We start from the raw sequence: 21366 nt of genomic DNA, 5'->3' as shown, positions 1-21366 counted from the left end.
AAACCCGCAGGCGGGCCGGGCTACTCCCACCCCGCCTCACTCCGCCGCAGTCAGCCTTGGGCGAACAAAGGATGCGTGGCTAAAAGGTGCTCCAGGCGGGCGTTGAGTTCAGAACGGACCGGGCCCGAGCGGTCGGCGTCGAGGCGGGAGACGAACAGGTTCTCGTACCAGTCCTCCTCCTCGTCCATGTCCCAGTCGACCTCGCGCAGCAGGGCCTGGCCGGGCTCCGGGATTGCGGCGGGGAGCTCGCGACCGGTCAGCAGGGCCCAGACCCCGGTCCAGCAGCGCGCCAGCGCCAGCGGGTGGTAGCCACCGCCACCCAGGACCAGGAGCTTCGGCGTGCCGTCGGCGTGGCGCGGGCTGGTCTCGATCACGTCGTCGATGCAGGCGAGGAAGCACTGGGTGGAGATGCCGAACTTGCCGAGCGGGTCCGGCAGCAGCGCATCGGTACCGGCCTGGACCACGACCGCATCCGGCTGCCAGCGGGTGCGCACGGCCTCCCAGACGGCCGTGAAGGCGGCGCGGAACTCGCTGTCGTTGGTCTCCTTGGGCAGCGGCAGGTTCACGGCGTTGCCCAGCGGTCCGGTGTCCTCGATGCGGCCGCCCTCGAAGGGGTAGCCGTATTCGGTGTCCATGTGCAGGGAGACGGTGAGCACGTCCGGGTCGTCGGTGAACGCGGCCTCGACCCCGTCGCCGTGGTGGGCGTCAATATCCAGATACAGCACACGCTGCCCGGCCTGGCGCAGGCGCAGGATCGCCAGTGCCGGGTCGTTGAAGTAGCAGAAGCCGCGCGCCTGGTCGGGTGCGGCGTGGTGCATGCCACCGGCCGGGTTGAAGGCCATGCGCCCGTCCAGCACCACCTCGGCACCCTGGATGGAGCCCCAGGTGGCGGTGGCCGGGGTAGCGAAGAAACCGGCGAAGAACGGGTTCTCGAAATTGCCGATGTTGTGGCGGTCGCGGTAGCGCTGGAAGACCTTGCCCAGCGCCTCGGCGCGCTGCATCGCGGCCACGTATTCGCGGGTGTGGAACCACTCGAGCTCGGCCGGCTGGGCACGGCGGGTGACCGCCATCTCCTGCGGCGTGATCGCGTCATAGGCCTCGATCAGGTCGATCGTCAGCGAGACGCGCGGGATCCCGAGCGGGTGGTTGTCGCCGTAGCTGTGGCCGCGATAGCGCGGGGCATGCAGCAGCGTGGCATGACGGCGGGCCGGCTCCGGGTGCCGGGCCGCGGCCCCGGTGGATGCATCGAGGGCTTCGGGGGTGGCACTCACTGGCGCAGCCTCAGGTAGATCTCGGGCAGACGGCGCGGCAGCTCGTCCACGTGGTCGATGATGGTGTAGTGACCGGGACCGAAGATCGCCGGCAGGTACTCGGAGCCGGACGGGTCCAGGGTGATGCAGAACGGGTGGACGCCGGCGTCCACCGCCTCCTTCATCGCCATGCGCGTGTCCTCGTGCAGGTAGCGCTGGTCGCCGCCGTCGTCGTAGTCCGCCGGGCGGCCGTCGGACAGGATCAGCAGCAAACGGCGCTGGGCCGAGCTGCGCCGGAACGCCTCCAGCGAGTGGCGGATGCCCGCACCCATACGCGAGGCCAGGCGCCCGGACACCCCGGCGATGCGGGCGCGGACCGTGTCGTTCAGGTCCTCGTTGAAGTCCTTCAGCCAGTAGTAATTGACCTGGTCGCGCTGCTTGGAGGCGAAGCCGGAGATCGCATAGGGGTCGCCGACCTTCTCGATCGCCTCGGCGAACAGCATCATGCCCTCGCGCACGCGGTCGACGATCTTGCCCTGCCCGCCCGGGTGACGCGCCATGATCGAGGTGGACATGTCCGCCAGCATCAGCACCCCGGTATCGCGGTGCTGCACCGCACGGCGGCGGTAGATGAAGGCCTTCGGCGACAGCCCCGCCTTCTTGTCGGCGATGAAGTCGATCACTGCCTCGGTGTCGAGCTCGTCGCCGTCCATCTGCTTGCGCTGCGGCGCCAGACGCATCGGGCGCTGCATCTCCAGGCCGCGGGTCAGGCGCTTCAGGGTATCGGCATTCTCCGACAGGATGGTGGCCGCCAGCTCCGGGTTTTCGTCGTCCAGCACCCGCTCGTAGAGATTCACCCAGTCGGAGATATAGCGCTGCTCGCGGTAGTCCCATTCCGGATACGGGATGCCGTCCTTGCGCGGGGTGTAGGGAGCGGCGCGCTTGGCCACCTGCGCCGGCTGCGGGATACCGGTGCCAATGCGCCCGCCGGTGCCGGAGGTCTCCTGCTGCGGGGTCTGGATGTCGGCGTCCGGGTCCTTCTGCGCCTGCTCCGGGGCCTGCTGCGGCTGTTCCTCCTGTTTCTGGTGCTCGAACTTGTGCTCGTCGTGCGCCTCGTGGTCGCGGAAGTCGGCCAGGCTGCCGTCGCGTTTGCGCTGCGGATACACCGGCAGCGACTGGTTCAGCGACAGCCCGGGCAGATAGGCCTCGGCGCGCTCCTCGATGGTGATCTCGGGGAAGGCGTCGTCGGCAAACAGCTCCTCGCCGACTGCCCAGGCGGTGACCACATCCGCGTCCGGCTCCAGTACGCGCGCCAGACGCGGGTCCTGCGCCTCGCCCCGCAGCAGGGCCTGATGAGCCTTCAGCGCGAAGTCGTAATAGACGCCGGCCGCGCCCTCCGGGCGCTCATGGGCCTCGGCCAGCGCCACCAGGCGCGGCAGGAAGTTCGGGATGCGCGGGGCCAGGCGCGCGTTCACGCGCAGGTCCTCGGCCAGGTCGAACAGCACCTGGAAACGGAACATGCGCGCCTCGAATGATGCGAACAGCGGGCGCCAGGTGATGCGCGAGCGGTCATCCAGCGGCGGGTGCTCGGCCCCGGCGCGCTCGAACAGACGCTCGACGTCGGCGTGCGCATAGGTATCGAAGGCCAGATGCGCGGCCGCGTGCTGGGTGGCGACGATCGCCTCCTCGCGCGAGTCCATCACCGCCGGCATAAACAGCCGCCGGCCGTCGGTCTCGAGCATCGGGCGGCCCTCGCCCGGCTTCCAGCTGGAATCGGCCAGCGGGATATCGGCGTCCAGCCAGGCCATCAGCACCAGGCGCAGGAAGCGCCCGTGCATGCGCGGGCGAAAGCCCGGCAACGCCTCCAGCAACAGCTTCAGGCTCTCGTCGCTCTCCAGGCGGAAATAGGCCTCGCCGCGCGAGCGCCCGGCCTTCAGCAGGTCCGCGCCGCGCCGCGCCCAGGACAGCAGGCCCTGGTCACCGACCAGATTACGGGCAATCGGCGCGCCCTCGAGGTAGGCGTCCAGGGTCAGGCCGCGTTCGTCGAACAGGGTCTCGGCCGGCTCGATCAGCGCCCGCAGGCCGTCGATTCCACGCCCGCCGGCGAGCTTCTCGAAGTCGGTCTCGAAATAGGCCCGGGCATCCGGCAGGCTGCGCGCGCACCAGCGCAGGCCAATCTCGGCCCACTCGCGCTCGCCGGCCTCGCCCCAGGCCGCATACACGCGATCGGCCTGGGCCATGAAGCCTTCCAGGGCATAGTTGGAGTTGACCCACTCCTTGAAGCGGGCCGCCTGCTCCAGCCACAGCTCCACCGTCTGCATGTGTTCGGCGAGCCGCGCCGAGTGGCGCATGAAGCTCTTGCCCGACTCCCGGTCATGGAAGAACAGGTCGCGGGCCGTCTCGATCCAGCGCCGCGCAATGGTGGCGCCAAACGGGCGGATGGCCGGCAGGGCTTCCTTCGTGTCGCGGTGGGCGACGAAGCTGATGTCCTCCAGGTGCTGGAGGATCTCCTCGATCTCGACGAGTTCTTCCGCCTCCGGTTTCGCGCCGCCGTTGGTCGCGGTATCGCTCACGCGGCTTCGGACTCGGGGAAGTGGGCGTCGAAGATCTCTTCCAGCGCCTGGATCAGCTCGGGATCATCGGTGATCGGGGCGATCATCGCGGCGCGGCAGGCCACGCGCGGGCTCAGCCCCGCCTGCATCAGCTCGCCGGCATAGGCCAGCGCACGGGTAGAGGTCGCCTCTTCCAGTCCGTGGTCCTTCAGGGCCCGCGCCTTGCGCCCTGCCGCGACCAGTTTTTCCACGCGATCGGCATCCAGGCCACCGGATTCCTTGGCCACGATCTCGCGTTCGACGTCCTCGGCGGGGTAGTCGAAGTGGATGCCGACGAAGCGTTGCTTGGTCGAGGGCTTCAGGTCCTTCAGCACCGTCTGGTAGCCAGGGTTGTAGGAGATCACCAGCATGAAGTCCTCGTGCGCGTCGATGATCTGGGACTTCTTGTCCAGCGGCAGCTGGCGACGATGGTCGGTCAACGGGTGGATGACCACGGTGGTGTCGGTGCGTGCCTCGACGATCTCGTCGAGATAGCAGATCGCACCCTCCTTGACCGAACGGGTCAGCGGCCCGTCCTGCCAGACGGTCTCCTCGCCCTCCAGCAGGAAGCGCCCGACCAGGTCGGAGCTGGTCAGGTCCTCGTGGCAGGAGACGGTGACCAGCGGCTGGCCGAGGGTGTGCGCGACGTGCTCCAGAAAGCGGGTCTTGCCGCAGCCGGTCGGGCCCTTGAGCATCACCGGCAGGCGCTTGGAATAGGCCGCCTTGAAGATCTCGATCTCGTCGCCCTGCGGCCGGTAGAAGGGGGCATCGCCGGCGTCGCCGGGCTTTTCGATGACGTCGCGTTCCACACCGCGGATGCGGTTGATCAGGTTCTTCATGGAATCTCCGGGCAGGGTCTGGTGTACGCGCGTAAGCGGCGTTACCCTCCAGCGCGCTGGGCGGGCCGCCAATCGTGTTCGCGCAGGCTTTGTTGTATCATTCGGCGTTTATATTCTATCGAACCTGCGCACTTGCATGAACCAAATGCCCCACCGCGGCGGGGTTAGGCGTGCGAAGGCGCCATCACTCGGATTCAGCGCTTCAACAGAGGACCCGGTATGAAACTTGTCAAACTCGTCAAGCTGAACAACCTGCAGTACAACCCGAACCGCGACCCGAACGTGTACCGCCGTCCGGTGAACGAGGAATTCCGGGTGCAGGCCCTGCTGAACGGCTCCGGCACCGCCAGCTGCAAGTTCTCGGTGGAAGGCGAAACCCTGTGCGAGAGCAGCGTGTCCCTGCCCGGCACCTTCGACTGCAAGTTCAGCTTCGACACCGCCGGCACCCGTGTCGGTGACCTGGTGATCGAAGGCAATGGCGAGACCTTCCACGAGAAGGTGCGCATCGATGTGCTGGAGCACGCCTGGATCGGCTGATCCCGGATTGCCCCACCCCGACCTGTCCCGGGGGTGCACCACTCGAAGGCCCCGCGGCGACCGCCCGGGGCCTTTTCGCGTTCAGGCCCCCACCGCCCCCTCCCTTGCCACCCCGGCCGTACGCTTCTCCACGTCATCCCTGCCGCAGCCCCCTCGAGTCATCCCGGCCGCAGCGCAGCGAAGAGCCGGGATCTCCCGGGCGAGACTCCCGACGCCCGGATCGGTTCCAGCGGCGGAGATCCCGGATAACCGCTACGCGGTTTCCGGGACCTCCACGATCGCGGGGGCTGTCTGCAAGGGGATCCGGGAATCCCGACGACGGAACCAGCCTGCTCGGCGAATCGCCCGTCCAACCGCATCGGTGTTCTCCACGCCCTCCGCCTCCTCCGTGGCGCCATCGCCTCTGCCTTCTTCGTGCCTGCGTGTGCTTCGTGGTGAAACAGGGGTTGGAACCCCAGACGAAGAAAGCCCCGCCGGGGCGGGGCTTTCGGGTGGCGCAACTGCTGCGCCGATCAGTCGATCTCGCCGCTCACCCAGTACGCGATGTACTGCGGATGGTCCTCGATAAAGCGATCCACCGCCTCCTCGTAGGAGTTCTCCTGGGCGTAGAACATCGCCTCTTCCAGCACATCCAGATTCAGGTGCATGCGCGAGATCATCATGGCCACGTCGTGGTACTCCTCGGCAAATCCCTCGCGCGCCAGGGCGTGAATGCGCTCGAAACCGCCCAGAGCCTCTTCCGGGTCTTCCAGATAGCGCAGCTCGTAGGCACCGAACTTCCAGTGCGGGCTCCAGCCGGTGACCACGATCCACTCGTCACGCCGGATCGCGCGATCCAGCGCGGAGGTCATGCCCGCCCCGGAGGAAATCTGCAGGCTGTAGCCGTCCAGGTCGTAGGTCTCAAGGGCTCGCTCGGACAGCCGCGTCAGACCGGCGCCCGGATCAATGCCGGTGATACGGCCATCCAGCCGATCGCGCACCTCGTCCTTTTTCAGATCCGTGATCGAGCTCAGTTCGTCTTCGGGGATGTAGTCCGGAACCGCCCAGCCAAGGCGGGCGTTGCCATACAGCGGGCCCAGATTCACCACGTCCTGGCCGACCCGCTCCATGTAGTCCTCGTGAGTCCCCGGCAGCCAGGCCATCAGCATCAGGTCGATGTCGCCGGAGGCCAGCCCCTGGTACTGCGGGGCGATGTCGGTCTGGACGAGATCCACCGAATAGCCGAGTTCGTCCTCGATCACGCGCTCGGCCAGTTTGGTTACGAACTCGGCATCGGACCAGGCGGTCCAGCCGATCTGGATGTCGTCGGCCTGAGCCGCGGACAGGCTCATGGAAGCGGCCAGCACGCCGCCCAGCAGGGTTGAGGTCACGGTCTTGTTCATCGTGCTACTCCTTCCTTCGAGTGAAACGGATGGCCGGGGCACGCGTCACGCGGACGCGCGGCGCCGCTGCCCCACGCTCTGCGTGATCCGGTCGAGCAGGATGGCCAGGATGACGACCCCCAGGCCGCCCTCGAAGCCCAGCCCGACATCGAGCCGCTGGATACCGGTGAGCACGGTGTTGCCCAGCCCGCCGGCCCCGATCATCGACGCGATCACGACCATGGAGAGCGCCAGCATGATGGTCTGGTTGATGCCCGCCATGATGGAGGGCATCGCCAGAGGTAGCTGAATCTTGGTCAGAAGCTGGCGCCGATTGCAACCGAACGCCAGGCCGGCCTCGATCTGTTCCCGATTGACCTGGCGGATACCGAGGTTGGTCAGGCGCACCACCGGCGGCATGCAGAACACGACCGTGGCGATCGCCCCCGGCACGGTCCCGAGCCCGAAGAAGATTGCCGCCGGGATCAGATACACGAACGGCGGCATAGTCTGCATCAGGTCCAGCACCGGGCGGATCGACGCCTCGACCCAGTCGCTGCGTGCCATCGCGATCCCCAGCGGGATCCCGATCGCCAGCGCGACGGCGGTGGCGGCCAGCACCAGCGACAGGGTCTTGATCGTCGGCTCCCAGAGATCCATGCCCAGGATCAGCCCCAGCGCCACGATGGCGAACAGCCCGAAGCGCCAGCTGACCCGCCACCAGCTGAGCGCGACCAGGGCCAGCACCAGCAGCCAGGCCGGGATCGCCAGCAGGGCGCCTTCGAATGAATTGGTCAGAAGCCCGAGGAACCAGGCGATGCCGTCCAGACCCGGTTCGAGATTGTCGAGAATCCAGTCGACGGCGGTCTCGATCCAGTCGCCCACGGGGATATTGATACGCCCTTCCATGCTATTGCCCCCCCTGGGCGGTGGCCGCCGCCCGGTTGCGATCCAGCGCCTCGACCAGCCGCGGCAGCGTGACCAGCCCCCGGAAATGCCCCTCCGCATCCACCACCGGAATGGATACCGGACTGCGCGCGGCGCGCCCCGGAAGGTCCGCGAGCGGGGTCTCTTCGGTCACCGGCTCCACCTCGACGGCGACCTCGCTTGCCGGGCGGTCCACGGTCAACTCGCCCAGGCGCTTGGCCTGCACCACCGACAGGAAGCGGCCGGCGGCATCGATCACCACGGCCTCGCTGCCCGTACCCCGCGCGATGCGGCCGCGGGCCTCGCCTACGGTAATGTCCGGCGCGAGGACCGGGATGTTCTCGCTGTCCATGATGTCGCAGGCCTGGAAGACCTGGGTGATATCCACCCCGTGGAAGAACGAGCGTACGTACTCGTTGGCGGGCGCGAGGATGATTTCCTTGGGTGTCCCGACCTGGACCACCTCGCCCCCCTGCATGATGGCAATGCGGTCCCCGATGCGGATGGCCTCGTCCAGGTCATGGGAGATGAAGACCACGGTGCGCCGGTGCTCGCGCTGCAACTCCAGCAGGCGATCCTGCATCTCGGTCCGGATCAGCGGGTCCAGCGCGGAGAACGCCTCGTCCATCAGCATGATGGCGGGGTCGGTGGCCAGGGCCCGTGCCAGCCCCACGCGCTGCTGCATGCCCCCGGAGAGCTCGTCCGGGTAGCTGCGTGCATACGCCTTGAGCCCCACCTGTTCCAGGGCCTGTTGCGCCCGTTCGCGGCGGCGCGCGCGGCCGACTCCGGCGATCTCCAGGCCCAGCGCGGCATTGTCGATCACGGTCTTGTGCGGCATCAGCGCGAAGGACTGGAAGACCATCGCCAGGTCCTCGCTGCGCAGCCGGATCAGCTCGCGCTGACTCATGCGCGTGACATCGCGTCCGCGGACCTCGACGGTCCCCGCGGTCGGCTCGATCAGGCGGTTCAGCAACCGCACCAGGGTGGATTTTCCCGACCCGGACAGCCCCATCACCACGAAGATCTCGCCCTCGACGATGTCGAGGTTGCAGTCCTTCACGCCGACGGTGTTGCCGGTGCGCTCGAAGATGGTGTCCTTGTCCAGCCCGTCCTCGATCAACCGCAGGCCTTCCTGCGGGTTCGGGCCGAAGATCTTGTACAGCTCGCGCACCCGAATGATGGGTTCCATTCCCAGATCTCCCTGCAACACAGCGGCATGCGATCCGGCCCATGGCCGGCCGGGCTACCAGTCGTACTGGCGGATGAATTCGGGCAGCTTGTCGATCATCTCGTCGCGCCCGAAGAAGCGATCGGCGCGGGCCAGGCGCATCTCGTCCTGGATATCCTGATCGCCGCCAAAACAGAATACCGGAAGGTTGATCTGGTATTCCATGCGCAGCATCCGGATCACATCCAGCGGATCGAAGGCTTCGATCTCGTCCAGGTCCAGGAGCAGGAACCGGTACAGCAGCACCTCGTTCCAGGGGCCCAGCGTGTCCAGATCGGTCACCCGGTGCAGCTGCCAGTCCGGCGGCAACAGGGCCTGCAGACGCTCGGTCAGTGCCGCGTCCTGCGTCATCAGTATCAGGCGCTTCTCCAGGCGGCGTTCGATGGTTGGTTCGGACATGGGAATATCTCCGCTGCTGTGCGATCGGCCCGGACGGCACCGGGAGGGGCGGTGGGTCAGGCGGTCGCGATCCCGCGATAAAGCCCGTCGACCCGGGCGCTGATCTCGTCCACCACCGGTGCCGCCAGGCGACCGCTCAGACGCGAGCGCACCCGCAGACGTTCCGGGGACTCCCCGATCAGCGCGCTCTCGAGGACTGCGGTGATCGCAGGATCCTCGCACCAGATGCGAGCGATGCGCGAACCCTCCACATGCAGACGCAGGCGCCCGCAGCTACCGCGAGTTTCAAAGACGTGGTTGTCGCGGTTCACCCGGATACCGTTGCGCACCGCCGGCGCGCCCTGGCCATCGGCCAGGTCCGCGAGCTCCTCGCGCCCGGCTGCCAGCCAGCCCGCCCGCGTGGCGGCATCCGGCTCCCAGTGGCGCACCGGGGCACCGAAACGCCGCTCCAGCACCGCACGCAGCGTCGCGGCGATTCGCGCCGGCTCCGGGGTCTCGGGGCACTGGCGGGCGCAGTCAGTCATGCCCGACTCGAGGGCCGGCAGCAGCCACTCCCGATAGCCGTCGCTGGGCGCGTGCACGCAGGCCAGGAAGCGCTCGACCGGAAACCGGCGCAGGAAACTGGCGCCGAAGACACAGCCTTCGTCCAGGGTCGCGGCCCCGGTACCCATGATCTTGCGCCCCTGCACCCAGACGTCCTGCCCGCGCGCCTCGACACCGTCGAGCTCCAGGTCGCGCAGCACGTCCATCGCGATCCCCAGCCCCATCGCGAACAGGTGGCGATGGCCTCGCGCGAGGACATGGCGGGGCTGGATCAGAAAGAAACAGGCCTGATCGGCATCCACCCAGACCGAACCGCCGCCAAGCGGACGCCGCACGACCGGGATGCCGGCGCGGGCACAGGCCGCAAGATCGAGATCCGCCGCCGCATCCTGACTGGCCCCCACGGAGACATGCGCCTCAAGCGCATGCGCCCACAGCACCCGTGGCGGCGCGTCTGGCGCCGTTGTGCTCGCCAGCCCGGCATACAGCGCGTGCAGTTCCTCGGCGGAGCAGCCCCCGGCGTCAATCCACTCCGGGGCAACCGTCGATGCAACCAAAGGTCAGCCCTCGCCGGGATCCCGTCCGCCCCCGGCATCGCCGGACTTTTCCTCGTCCGTGCCAGGCTTGTAGAAATAACGGAAGTAGAAATCGCTGCGCGAGAGATCCTCGTACAGCTTGGCGCGCTCCTCGACCCCCCCGCGCATGATCTCGACCATCGCCATGGCCTGCTCGCCGTCGATGATATGGATACCGCCGGTCAGCTCCTGGTCGGTATCGAGAAAATGCGCCGCCAGTTCCTCGGGCTCCTGGATGTAGACCAGGAAGGACTTGCACTCGGCATCTTCCAGGTCCAGCGGCTGCATCACGATCTTGCCCAGCCAGGCCAGGCGCGCCACCTGGTTGAACTGGTGGATATCGAGCTTCTTGCCCTTCTTGTACTTGTTCAGTTCGTTCCGGATCTCGCCGATGTTGGCGATCTTCATCGATTTCATGGGGGTGCATCCTGCCGCAAGTGTTGCCGGAGCATAAAACAACTGCCCGCCCCGATCGTAAAAAAACCCCGGCGCACCGGGGTTCTTGAGTGGGGCACGCGGACTTTCCGCACGCCCCTTGCGCCATTCCCTGGCGCCTGGTCAATCGACGGGCATTACCACTCGAATCCGTCGGCCTCTTCTTCCTCGTATCCGGCCGCCGCACGCAGGGTCGATTCCAGCGCGCCCGGCGAACTGCGCAGACGCATGAAGCTGTTGTCGCCCAGCATGCGCAGGTCCGGGAAGTGCAGCGCCTTGCGGAACCGCATGTGCAGGGCCTCGACCTCACCGCCGCGCACCATGATCTCGATCGGCACCGTCGCGGTATGGCGGAACTCGCCCACGTCCACGATCCCGAGCTGGTGGAGGTCCGCCGCATCCTGCTCGGCCCCGTCCGCCTCGCGCACGGCGACACCGATCATGGTCACGTCCTGCCCGGGGATATCCACGCGGTAGATCTCGCTGACACCCGCGACCCGATTGCCCAGGTTACTGTCCAGCTCGGTCAGGGCCGCGCGACGCGAGCCATGACTGCCAAGCTCGTAGGGCGCATCGAAGCGCTCCATGCCGAACGTGTAGCGGTAGCGGTTCAGGTCACGCTGGCTCTTGCCATCCTCGGAGCCGAACTCGCGTTCGGCGCCCAGGGTGCTGGCAAGGCGTTCGCTGACGCCGGAGACTGGTGCATCCAGACGGTAGGCGTGCCGGAAGTACTCCAGGTTGTTGTAGCTCACCTGCAGCTGCCCATCGACCGCCGTCACCGACACCCGCACCGGGGCAATGTAACCGCCCCGGGCCTCGGAACCGGCCACCGCCAGCAGGTCGTCGTGGGTCACCACGATCACGTGCTGCTCGTCACTGAGCGGGTATTCCCCCAGAAAGCGGAAATCCGCGCCCTCCAGACGCTCCCGCACGCTGGCCGCCTCGGCGGAGACATCGCTGCCCGCCTCGGTATAGGCCAGCACGAAGGGACGGTAGCTGTCCGCCGCCACGGCCTGACTGGCCGCGAACAGCGCCACCGCCGTCATCATGCCGGCCGCACGTACATAGCCGCGCAAGGATTGAATCGCTCGCATGGCATCCTCCTTTGAATACTTTGAATGTTCGAGCAGAACGCTCGAAGAAAAAAGCCCGGAACGCGCCCCCCGACGCGTACCGAGCTCCGGTCGTCCCGTCCATCCCTGGCCGGCCCGGCCTCCCCCCGAAGGCCGGCGCGCCACTCCCGGGCGCGCGACGCCGGAACCCGGTGCGGTCACACGACCGCCCCGGACCCTGCGATCAGAACCGGTACGCGTACCCGATCTCGAGCTCGTACTGCTTCATCTCGATGGTCGCATCCGCCCCGAACGGGGTCGGCCCGGTGACGCTGTTGGAAGGTGCGTACATGGCCGCGAAGCTCAGTTCGTGCTGCGAACCGAAGCTCTTGGTAAAGCCGGCCGTGAAATGATCTTCCATCACACCCGGCGCAAGGATGTTCAAGGCAACATCGCGGGAGCGAATCGGATTCTGGCCGCGGTTGTAGCCCACACGCCAGGTCCAGTCATTGCCGGTTTCAAACTGCGCACCCAGCTTGATGATGTTGATGTCGCGCCAACCAAAGCCCGGACCGTTGGCCGAGCCAAATGGTGCTTCATTGGTGCTCGGATTGGAGATCGCATCAACGTCGGAGTAGTTGATCCGAACGTAATCAGCACTAAGAGTCACAGCTGGAGTCACATCGGCCGAGATCCCAAGACCATAGGTGGAAGGGACATCGAAGCTGCCGCCCCCTGCAAACAGGCCACTATAGTCGTCGAAATCACCATTACGAATCTTGGAGCGATAGCTACCACCCAGGGTCACACCATCCGCGATCTCTGCCTGGAAGCCAATCTGGCCGCCATACCCCCAAGTCGTGTCCGTACCGCGCCCCGTAAAGTTGTCCGAATCGGTCACCCGTGGATCCAATACCGCGAGGCCGTCCAAACCCTTCGCGCTAAAACGCTGGTAACTGATGATCGGACTGAAGCCCACGCTCACGCGACCGTCAGCAAACTTCTGCGCGTAGGTAGGGATGATCGCCAGCTGCTCAAGATTCACTCCCGCAGCACCTCCACAAAAAAGCCCTGTACCACCTGGACCACACAGATCCTCGTTGGGAATCGCAGGGTAATCAGTGTTCAGACCACCATTCCCCATCAGCGCGATACCCCACGAGCGGTTCTCGTCAATCTGCTGTACATAACCGATCGACGGGATGAAGAAGCTCTTGCTATCGCTGTCGAGAGTGGGCGCGCCCTCAAAGGTCACGGAACGTTCGGGACGGAAGTAGGCCAGAGAACCGTCGATGCGGCTTTCCATGCCGGCGATACCGGCGGGGTTGATCGCGGGTGCGTAGGCGTCCTGGGAGATGGCCATGCCGACCCCGCCCATGCCCTTGGCCTTAGTGCCGTAGCCGTGGGCGAAGTAGCCATTGGTGGCGTGCGCGACGCCGGCGGAGCCCATGGCCAGGCCGACCGCGATCGTCACCAGGCTGCGGCGAATAATGCGTGCTTCCATTTTGTATCTCCTTTGGTGGTCTTCTTGTTGTGTTGTGTGAACACCCCGGCTACGCGCGGCCCCCTTGTATTGCCGCCGGTCCGGTCTTGTGGTGTCCCCACGGCCCGCGCCACGGTGACCGACCGCGTCGCGAGTTTTTCGGCAGGTGTGTTCAAGGGCACTCGTCGGAATGGCCTTGATAACCCCGCTCGAAACCTGAATATTCAAAAAGTCTTATCGATCCCCTTACGTGCGAAAGCCCCGGGATTGCCGGGGCTTTCGCGATACTAGCACTATTGTTTCCAGCCTGTCTGCATTCCGATCAGGCGGTCTTTTCGTCTTCCGAGTCGTCGGCGTCGAAGTCGAAGGTACCGACCTCTTCCCCGGCCATCTGCCGCTTGACGAAGCCGACATCGGTCGAATTAAGCGCGAACGGGAAGGACAGGATGTCGGTCGGGCTGGAATCGCCGTAGGGGCGGTTGCAGGCCGAGACTTCCTCGTCCGACTTGCCGGGGCAGCCGGAGGTCTGGAACGGCTTGCCGGAGGCGATCAGTTCGTCGACCTCGGACTGCGGCAGACCGAAGTCCACCACCTGACCATCGGCGTTGAACTTCATGTCGTCGATGCGGCCACCGGCGTAGTCGATCACGAAGCGGCCCAGCTGCACGCGGCGCCACTGGTCGCGCGGGACCGGGTTCCAGTCTTCCATCAGCGAGCCCTCTTCCGGGAAGAAGGCGAACATGTGGTTGTGGCCGCCCAGGTCACGGATACGCTGACAGACCTGCAGGATCTCTTCCTCGGTCTCGCCCATGCCACAGATCAGGTGGGCGCCGAACTTTTCCGGACCAAAGATTTCGGCGGCCCACTCGATGGACTGCCAGTATTTGTCCCAGCTGTGCGGGCTCTCGACCGCCTTGCCACGGGTGCGTTCGAAGATCTCGGGGGTGACCGCGTCCAGCGCGACAGTGAAGATGTCCGCACCCTTGTCCCGCAGGAGCTGGAGATCTTCATAGCTCATGGTGGTCGGGTTGGACAGGATGGACACCGGGATGTGGTTGACCTCGGCGACCCAGCGCTCCAGCAGCTCGACGGTGTCGGCGTCGGAGTTCGGATGCGTGATCATGGAGATGCACATGCGCTCGAACTGGCCGGCGTCGGCGTGGTTCTTCACGCGCTCGATCACCTCGTCGTACTTGGCGGTCGGCCAGTCGACGCGGATGAAGTTGCGGTCGGCGTAGTCACGCGATTCCTCGCGGTGACGGGCCAGGCCGCAGTAGGAGCAGTTCGCGCGGCAGCCTTCCGGGTAGGTGACCAGGAGGTTCAGGCAGTGGGTGCAGGCCGTGCGGTGCATGGTGCCCGGCACCAGGCCCAGCGTGATCGCGGCCGCAGTGGACATCTGCACGTACTCGGGCGAACGCATGTCCGGGGTCTTGATGTGATAGTCCGGCCGGTAAAAGTTGATCGGCGCGACCATCTCCTCTGCACTTGCACTCATGAATTCCTCCAGCGTCGTCTCGGGGATGCCAGGCATCCATCGACCGGGGCCGCCTCACGCGGCCCGGTCACCATCGTTGAAATACTCGGAAAATGCAATCCATCCGCGGCGTTGCGTGGCGTCTTCCTGCGCCCGCGGTGTCCGCCAGTGTTCGTTCAGGAACGCGCGCCGCTCGCAGGCCCGGTCCAGGGCCGGGCCGTACTGGTCGCGCATCTCCTCGTCGTAGTCGTCCAGGGCCTCGTCATCGCCTTCGAGGTGGCCGATGGCGGCCTCGCCCGCGGCCTCGCCCGAGACCACCGCGGCGGCAATCCCGGCGCCAGTGATCGGATGGGTCAGGCCAGCCGCGTCGCCGACGAACAGCACGTCACCCTCGAACAGGGATTCACGCAGGCCACCCACCGGGATCGCACCGCCGGTGCGGTAGCGGATGGTCTCGCCCAGAAGCCCCTGCTCCACGAGCTGGGCATGCAGGGATTCCAGCGGCGCCTTCAGGTCCCCGGCGATGCGCTTGTCCGCGCCCAGGCCGAGGTTGGCCCACTCGCCCTTGGGAAACAGCCAGGCATACCCGCCGGGGTAGTCATCGGAAAGCCAGACGTCGGTGGCGGTGTACGGCTTCTTAAGCGGTACCGTGTACTGGCGCGTCTGCACAACCGGCAGGGCCGGCAGGCCCAGCGCCTCGGCCACCGGCGAATGTGGACCGTCGGCGGCGATCAGTACCCGATAGGTCACCTCCTGCTCCTGCCCCTGGTGCCGGATCCGCGCGGTATGGCGTTCGGCATCGACGCCGAGCAGCGGGGTGGATGTCACCATCTGCGCCCCGTTCGCCTCGGCGGCGCGGATGATGGCGCGATCGAACTCGCCGCGATCCACCATCAGCCCGGGGAAATCGGAGTGCTCCACAGCCCCGGAAGGCAGGAAGCTCTGCATCGAATCGATGCGCTGCAGCAGCACACCCTCGGGACGTGCGTAGGCGCCCATCGGGTTGGGGATGAATTCGGCGCACTGCACCGGCTCGCCAAAGGCCTTGTTGCGCTCCACCGCGAGCACGGACAGCCCGGCACCCGCGCAGACCCGCGCGGCCGAGGCCCCGCCGGGGCCGAGCCCCACGACCAGCACGTCGACCTGTTGCGGCAGCATCAGCGTAATCCCCGCGTGCGTGTATACGTGTTCATTCCGCCGCCTGCTCGACCTCGGCCTGGGCCAGCGCCGACTGGATGGCCGCGATGATGTCGTCCACGGTCAGTTGCAGCATCTCGACCTCGCGCTCGGCGAAGAAGGCGCGCACGCGATCCTCCATCTCCGCCTGGGGGGTGTCGCGCAGGGCGGCCTCCAGATCGGCGATGGTGCGCGCGGGCTTTACGAAGATGTCGCCGGTCATCCACAGCTGCTTAAGACGCTTGCGCTCCGGGTCCAGGGCCACGCCCACCCGCATCAGCCCCCCATCCGACTTGTAGATGGATTCGAACATCGGGGCATCGGTCGCCGGGCGGTTGCGCTGGTAGACCCACTCCTCGCTGTCGATCTCGGTCAGGGCCTCGTCGAAGGCCTGGCGCTCGCCAGGCAGCAGGTCGGCGGCCTCGGTGCGCACGCCGAACTCCTCGGCGAAGGCGGCGGCGATGGAGTCCTTGATCGCATCCAGGCTCGGCATCTCGTCCAGCAGCGTCGCGAGGTTGACCACGCGGTCACGGGCCGACTCGATCGCCTTGTTGGACAGCTTCTCCGCCGGGATACGCAGGATGCGGAGCATATCCTCGACATCGAACTCGATCAGCAGCGTCCCCTGATACATCACCGAGTCGCCATCGAACGCCCCGCCGGTGCCCGAGATCTTGCGACCATCCACCTCGATATCGTTACGCGGCCGGAATTGCGCATCCACGCCCAGGGCGCGCATGCCCGCTGCCGCGGCGTTGCAGATGCGGGCCGCGATCTGCCCCATGTCCGCGGTGCCCAGGAAGCGCTTGTCCAAATACAGCTCCCAGCCCAGCTGGGTGGCATCGAAATAGATCGCGCCGCCGCCGGTAATCCGGCGCTGAATCGCGATACCGTTTTCCCTGCAGTACTCGGTATTGATCTCCTGATCCACATTCTGGTGGAAACCCACCAGCGCACAGGGCTCGAACTGCAGGAAGCGCAGGGTGTGCGGGGAGACCCCTGCCTGGTGGCACTCCAGCAGGGCGCGGTTGAAGGCCATGTTCTCGGCCGCCCGGCGCAGGCCGGTGTCGAGGATCCGCAGGATGTTCGCGTCGCGCTCAGACATGGCAGCCACCTCCGGCCGCAACATTGCCCTCGGTCACGATGCGGATGCCGCCCAGGCCCTGGCGCGCCTTGCGTTCCTGCTCGCGGCGCCGGCTTTCTTCGGCCACGATGGTATCGAGGTCCAGCTCCACGCCACTGCCGGCGCCCGCGTCTTCGGCCATCACCTCGTCGCCCACGGCGATGGAGCAGCAGGCCGGGGTAACACGGACCTTCTTGCCCAGGCGCGCCGCCAGCTCCACCACGCCCTCGGCCGGGTGCGCGATCCCGGACAGACCGGCCATCACCGCGTAGCTGTCGATCTGGCTCTTGGCCGCACCCGGCGGCCGCGCACAGCCCAGCAGCAGGGAGGTATCGCCCAGGCGCTCACGGGCATCGTGGAAAAAGCGGCCCACGGCGTGCACGTCCGGGGTCTCGAACGGGCGGCTCGCCGGGGCGTAGAACGGCATCACGACCACCAGCACCACGGCGTCGGGCAGGTGGCGGGCCAGCATCTCCAGCGCGTTCCATTCGCCCAGGAGCTTGCCGTAATGCAGCCCCACCACGATGTGCGGCACCACCTTCATGTTGGTGTTGACCAGGCTCTCGAGGGTCTGCTCGAAATCGTCGACACTGCGGCGCAGGTGATAGACCTGCGTGATCGTGTCCTGGGCACCGATCACGTCCATCATCGCGGCGTCGATGCCCGCCTGTTCCATCGACAGCGCGATGTTGTCGTCCACCAGCGCGGTGTGCATCGCGATCCGGAATTGCGGGAACTCGTCCTTGATACGGCGGATGGTCGGATAGAACGGATCGTACTCGACCTCGTTCCGGTGGTTCGAACCACCGGTCAGCAGCATCCCCTGCGCGCCGGACTCGATCACCTGATTGACCTGGCGCCAGAGATCCTCCGGGGTGCGGACGGGGATCATCGGCTCCAGGATCTTCGCCTTGCAGTGATCGCAGGCCAGCTTGCAGTCGCCACCGGTGATGGACATCGCCGGCCAGGCGCTCTTGCCGCAGTCGGCCAGTTCGCTGGACTGATAGGACTTGAACGTCGGGGTGTAGAAATGCACCGACCCGGGATCCGCACCGTCGCGCAGGCTGTGCTGGAGGTCATCAACCAGCGACGGATCGACGGGGATATCCTCGAGGGGCTCTACCCGCTGGATTACATCATTCCAGCTCGTCATGGGCGTACTCCGGGGTCGGCGTATTTCTTGAAGGTTTTAGTCGGGTATTACCGAAAAAAAGGGGCCGCCGACCCCTTGAAGGTGGCGGCCCTTCTACAGACCGGATCAGCAGCCGCCGAAACCGTCCGCTTCCATCTTGGCTTCGAAGGCGGCCAGGGCGTCGGAGCCGGTCTTCAGGTCACCGACTTCGCCGTCCCAGTCTTCCGGCTTCAGCTTGATCAGCCAGCCTTCGCCATAGGGATCCTCGTTGATCAGGCCCGGGTTGGCCGCGACCTTGTCGTTGGTTTCGGTCACTTCACCGGTCACCGGGGTCTTCGCCGGACCCACCCACTTGCCGGATTCGACGGTGGTGCAGGACTTGTCCTTCTTGACCGTCTTGCCAACCTTCTTCGGGGTGTAGGACACGATCGTGCCCGCCAGCGAACAGGCGTAGGAAGTCAGGCCGACCGTCGCGGTACCGTCGCTTTCCTTGCGCACCCAAACGTTGTTTTCAACGTTGTACATCAGATCTTCCGGAATATCACAACCCCGAACTGCACCCATGTCTTCCTCCAGGAATATTCAAATAAAGCGGGAAAATTAAAACGTTATCGTTTTATCACTACGTAGTATCAGGTCAGCTAGCTCGCTCGCCCGATTCACTTCGTCAACTTCGTCGACGAGATCCGAAGACGCGTCGATTCTATACCCCGGCAAAGCGGGCTGGCAAACGTGCAAGCGCACCCCGGCGCGCTTCGCGTCCTGAATGAAATCCTTGATCAGCTTGCCGTCATCCATGGCCCGCAGATCATCGGCCACACCCTTCTCCATCAGGCGCACGCCCTCCATGGTGAAGAAGATGTGCACATCCACATCCATCGAGGCCATGACCGCCCCCAGATAGAACGGCGTGGCACACCGGTTCGGCGTCGACGGGCCCGAGGTCATAATAATCACGACCGTCTGCTCGTCGTTGTCCAGATAGTAGTCGTCGTCGAGATTGCCCATCGCTTTGCTCACCGCAGCTTGCGCTGGCACTGGATGTCGTCATCCTTGGCCCGCTTGCAGTAGCCCTCCTCGGCCTTGTCGCCGGTCAGGAACTCCTCCAGCGCGGCTTCCACGCCATTGGTCGGTTCCACCCGGGCGATCCAGGCATTGTACGGGTCGGAGTTCAGCAGCACCGGATTCTCCAGGACCTCTTCATTCCCCTCGACGATCTTGCAGTCGATGAAATTCGGGATGGGTCCGGCCCACTTGCCGCTCTCGATTGTCGCCACCGGTTTGCCCGGCGGACGCCGCGTTCCCGGTCGACGCACCCGCACATGGATGATCTTGCCCGCAATGGTCTGGGACAGATCCGTCATGCCCACGGTCAGCGTGTCGTCGTCCTCGCGCCGCAACCAGATCTGGAACTCGTCGTCGTAGAACAGTTCAGGGTGAAACTCGCAGCCGTTGCAATCCATGTTTCGCCTCGTACCCGGGACCATCTGGGCCCTCGCCTCCACAAAAAACGGGCGCCGCGCGCCCGTCTTCTGAACTCAATAATGGGCCATGCTGGGCATGGGGTCCGGGGATCAGATGACCCCCTTCTCCTTCAGCAGACCAATCGAGTCGCTCACGTTCTCGTGAATGCCCAGCTTCCGCGGGGACAGACCCATGGCCAGACCCAGCAGCTGCGTGAAGTACAGCACTTTGACCTCGGTCTTGATGCCGAACTCGGTCTCGGCACGCACCTGGTGCATCTCCAGGCCGGAGTGGCAGGTCGGGCATTCGGTCGCGATCACCTCGGCGCCGGAATCTTCGGCCGATTGCAGCAGGTTCAGCACCAGCTGGGTCGAGGTGTCGGAATCCGACAGCGTATGCGCGCCGCCGCAGCAGGAGGTCTTCAGCGGGAAATCCACGTTGACCGCACCCGCAGCACCCAGCAGATCATCCATGAAGTGCGGCTGGTAGCTCGAATCCGAACCCGGGCCGTTGTCTTTCTCGGGGAAGATCTGCCGCGGGCGGGTGTACATGCAGCCGTAGTAGTTGGCGATCTTGATGCCGTTCAGGCTCTTGGTCATCTTCTGCTTGATGCCCTCGGGCCCCAGCTCTTCCATCAGCCACTCGAGCAGGTGCAGGGTACGCACGTCGCCGGTGTAGACCGGGTCGTCGGACTTGCGTGCCAGATCCTGGACGGTGTTCATCGCGTCCTCGGAGGTGGCGGTCTCATACTCGGCCTTCTTCAGGTTGTGGTAGCAGCCGTTGCACGGCGCCATCACGGTGTCCATGCCCATCTGCTCGGAGGCGATGGCCATGTTCCGCGCGGACAGGTAGGTCTGCAGCATCGGGTGAATGTTCTTCACCTCCATCGCGCCACAGCAGTTCCAGTCACGCAGGTTCTCCATCTCGAGTCCCAGCGCCTTCACCAGCACGCGGGTGGAACGGTCGTACGGGCCACCGGAGCCCTCGAGCGCGCAACCCGGATAGTAAGCAACCTTAGCCATGAGCGGCCTCCTTCTGTTCGCGCACGTAGTTCTTCAGCACGTCCCCGGTCTTGCCCCAGGACTTGGTGCGCGGCGTATGTACCGTATTGAAGCCCATGGTCATCAGGTGCTTCACCGGCAGGTGTTTCATCATGCGGAAGACGAAGATCTTCATCCATTCCTGGATCAGCGGCTGGCCGGTCTTCTTGAAGAAGTTCTGCATCACCTTGGAGTCTTCGATGCGGCCGGTCTTGTAGATCTGGTCGGCGAACTCTTCATCGAAGTGCGTGGACGGGGCCTTCTCGGTGATCCCTTCCTCTTCCATCCAGTGCGCCAGCGCCTTCATCACGCCTTCCGGCTTCACATCCTTCGGGCAGATGTTCGTGCACTTGTTGCAGGACACGCACTGCCAGATGATGTCCTTGTCCTTGACCAGCTCTTCCTTCATGCCCAGACGGGTCAGGTAGATCCAGTAGCGCGGATTGAACTGGACGTTCTGCGCGTACATGGTGCAGGAGTTGGTGCAGGACCCGCACTGCCAGCAGCGATGTACGTTCTCGCCCCCGGCAAAGCTCTGGATCTTCGCCTCGAAATCGTCGTCGTAATCGCGGACGGTGCGCGGCGCGATCATGGTGTTCCAGTGACCGGACACATCCACCCCGTCCACCACCAGCTCTTCATGCTGCTGGAGGCGCTCGTCCTCGATCAGTGCCTTTTCATGTATTGCCATGACGTCTCTCCGAAAACCTGTGTAACCAGGCTCAAGTTCGTTCCGT

Annotated in this window: 21 protein-coding genes; 1 reads left to right on the top strand and 20 read right to left on the bottom strand. The window is 65.6% G+C overall.

Going from position 1 to position 21366, the window contains the following annotated elements; all coding sequences use genetic code 11:
* Positions 1-50 precede the first annotated feature (50 nt).
* From D000_RS0110300 to D000_RS0110290, 3 genes are read right to left on the bottom strand one after another with little or no spacing between them, the layout of a single operon-like run.
* Positions 51-1271, bottom strand: coding sequence for an acetoin utilization protein AcuC (locus D000_RS0110300; protein WP_018873445.1), 1221 nt, complete (start codon positions 1269-1271; stop codon positions 51-53).
* Positions 1268-3823: a VWA domain-containing protein gene (locus D000_RS0110295; RefSeq protein WP_018873444.1), complete on the bottom strand. Its 2556-nt coding sequence runs from the start codon at positions 3821-3823 to the stop codon at positions 1268-1270. The genes D000_RS0110300 and D000_RS0110295 overlap by 4 nt, the downstream gene beginning before the upstream one ends.
* Positions 3820-4680 (bottom strand): CbbQ/NirQ/NorQ/GpvN family protein, encoded by an 861-nt coding sequence (locus D000_RS0110290; protein WP_018873443.1) that lies wholly within the window; start codon positions 4678-4680, stop codon positions 3820-3822. Before D000_RS0110290 ends, D000_RS0110295 begins: the two co-directional genes overlap by 4 nt.
* A gap of 219 nt (positions 4681-4899) precedes the next feature.
* On the opposite strand from D000_RS0110290, the gene D000_RS0110285 reads away from it, so the two are divergent.
* Positions 4900-5217 carry a hypothetical protein gene (locus tag D000_RS0110285; RefSeq protein WP_018873442.1) on the top strand — a complete coding sequence of 106 codons (318 nt, stop codon included), beginning with the start codon at positions 4900-4902 and terminating at the stop codon, positions 5215-5217.
* A gap of 512 nt (positions 5218-5729) precedes the next feature.
* On the opposite strand, the gene D000_RS0110280 is transcribed toward D000_RS0110285, so the two are convergent.
* The 17 genes from D000_RS0110280 to D000_RS0110200 form a co-directional block, all read right to left on the bottom strand.
* Positions 5730-6599 carry a glycine betaine ABC transporter substrate-binding protein gene (locus D000_RS0110280; protein ID WP_018873441.1) on the bottom strand — a complete coding sequence of 290 codons (870 nt, stop codon included), beginning with the start codon at positions 6597-6599 and terminating at the stop codon, positions 5730-5732.
* A 45-nt stretch (positions 6600-6644) separates the two neighbouring features.
* Entirely contained in the window at positions 6645-7487 is an 843-nt protein-coding gene (locus D000_RS0110275; RefSeq protein ID WP_018873440.1) for a proline/glycine betaine ABC transporter permease, read from the bottom strand.
* A gap of 1 nt (position 7488) precedes the next feature.
* Positions 7489-8694, bottom strand: a complete 1206-nt coding sequence (gene proV / locus D000_RS0110270; protein WP_018873439.1) for a glycine betaine/L-proline ABC transporter ATP-binding protein ProV — start codon at positions 8692-8694, stop codon at positions 7489-7491.
* Positions 8695-8748: 54 nt separating this feature from the next.
* On the bottom strand, positions 8749-9132 hold the full coding sequence (locus tag D000_RS0110265) for a hypothetical protein (RefSeq protein ID WP_018873438.1): 384 nt from the start codon (positions 9130-9132) through the stop codon (positions 8749-8751).
* 56 nt (positions 9133-9188) lie between these two features.
* Positions 9189-10232 carry a lipoate--protein ligase family protein gene (locus D000_RS0110260; RefSeq protein ID WP_018873437.1) on the bottom strand — a complete coding sequence of 348 codons (1044 nt, stop codon included), beginning with the start codon at positions 10230-10232 and terminating at the stop codon, positions 9189-9191.
* Between the two features lie 3 nt (positions 10233-10235).
* Positions 10236-10667, bottom strand: a complete 432-nt coding sequence (locus D000_RS0110255; RefSeq protein ID WP_018873436.1) for a hypothetical protein — start codon at positions 10665-10667, stop codon at positions 10236-10238.
* A gap of 155 nt (positions 10668-10822) precedes the next feature.
* Complete coding sequence (locus tag D000_RS0110250) at positions 10823-11779, bottom strand: hypothetical protein (RefSeq protein ID WP_018873435.1); 957 nt, start codon at positions 11777-11779, stop codon at positions 10823-10825.
* A gap of 202 nt (positions 11780-11981) precedes the next feature.
* Positions 11982-13241: an OmpP1/FadL family transporter gene (locus D000_RS0110245; protein WP_018873434.1), complete on the bottom strand. Its 1260-nt coding sequence runs from the start codon at positions 13239-13241 to the stop codon at positions 11982-11984.
* A gap of 301 nt (positions 13242-13542) precedes the next feature.
* Complete coding sequence (locus D000_RS0110240) at positions 13543-14715, bottom strand: radical SAM protein (RefSeq protein ID WP_026279909.1); 1173 nt, start codon at positions 14713-14715, stop codon at positions 13543-13545.
* A gap of 54 nt (positions 14716-14769) precedes the next feature.
* Positions 14770-15852, bottom strand: a complete 1083-nt coding sequence (locus tag D000_RS0110235; RefSeq protein ID WP_018873432.1) for an NAD(P)/FAD-dependent oxidoreductase — start codon at positions 15850-15852, stop codon at positions 14770-14772.
* Positions 15853-15883: 31 nt separating this feature from the next.
* Positions 15884-16975: a biotin/lipoate A/B protein ligase family protein gene (locus tag D000_RS0110230; protein ID WP_018873431.1), complete on the bottom strand. Its 1092-nt coding sequence runs from the start codon at positions 16973-16975 to the stop codon at positions 15884-15886.
* Positions 16968-18146, bottom strand: a complete 1179-nt coding sequence (locus D000_RS0110225) for a radical SAM protein (protein WP_018873430.1) — start codon at positions 18144-18146, stop codon at positions 16968-16970. The genes D000_RS0110230 and D000_RS0110225 overlap by 8 nt, the downstream gene beginning before the upstream one ends.
* A gap of 105 nt (positions 18147-18251) precedes the next feature.
* Entirely contained in the window at positions 18252-18689 is a 438-nt protein-coding gene (locus D000_RS0110220) for a glycine cleavage system protein H (protein WP_012982053.1), read from the bottom strand.
* Between the two features lie 36 nt (positions 18690-18725).
* Positions 18726-19133, bottom strand: coding sequence for a DsrE family protein (locus tag D000_RS0110215; protein WP_026279908.1), 408 nt, complete (start codon positions 19131-19133; stop codon positions 18726-18728).
* A gap of 8 nt (positions 19134-19141) precedes the next feature.
* The gene (locus tag D000_RS0110210; RefSeq protein ID WP_018873428.1) at positions 19142-19588 is read right to left on the bottom strand and encodes a glycine cleavage system protein H; all 447 of its coding nucleotides are present in this window, start codon (positions 19586-19588) and stop codon (positions 19142-19144) included.
* Between the two features lie 111 nt (positions 19589-19699).
* Positions 19700-20611: a CoB--CoM heterodisulfide reductase iron-sulfur subunit B family protein gene (locus D000_RS0110205; RefSeq protein ID WP_018873427.1), complete on the bottom strand. Its 912-nt coding sequence runs from the start codon at positions 20609-20611 to the stop codon at positions 19700-19702.
* The gene (locus tag D000_RS0110200) at positions 20604-21320 is read right to left on the bottom strand and encodes a 4Fe-4S dicluster domain-containing protein (RefSeq protein WP_018873426.1); all 717 of its coding nucleotides are present in this window, start codon (positions 21318-21320) and stop codon (positions 20604-20606) included. Before D000_RS0110200 ends, D000_RS0110205 begins: the two co-directional genes overlap by 8 nt.
* Positions 21321-21366 lie beyond the last annotated feature (46 nt).

It is taken from the genome of Thioalkalivibrio sp. ALJ16, from assembly GCF_000377345.1.
Lineage (GTDB): Bacteria > Pseudomonadota > Gammaproteobacteria > Ectothiorhodospirales > Ectothiorhodospiraceae > Thioalkalivibrio.
Note: the sequence above shows the minus strand (reverse complement) of the source record. Positions and strands in the feature narration are given on the sequence as shown.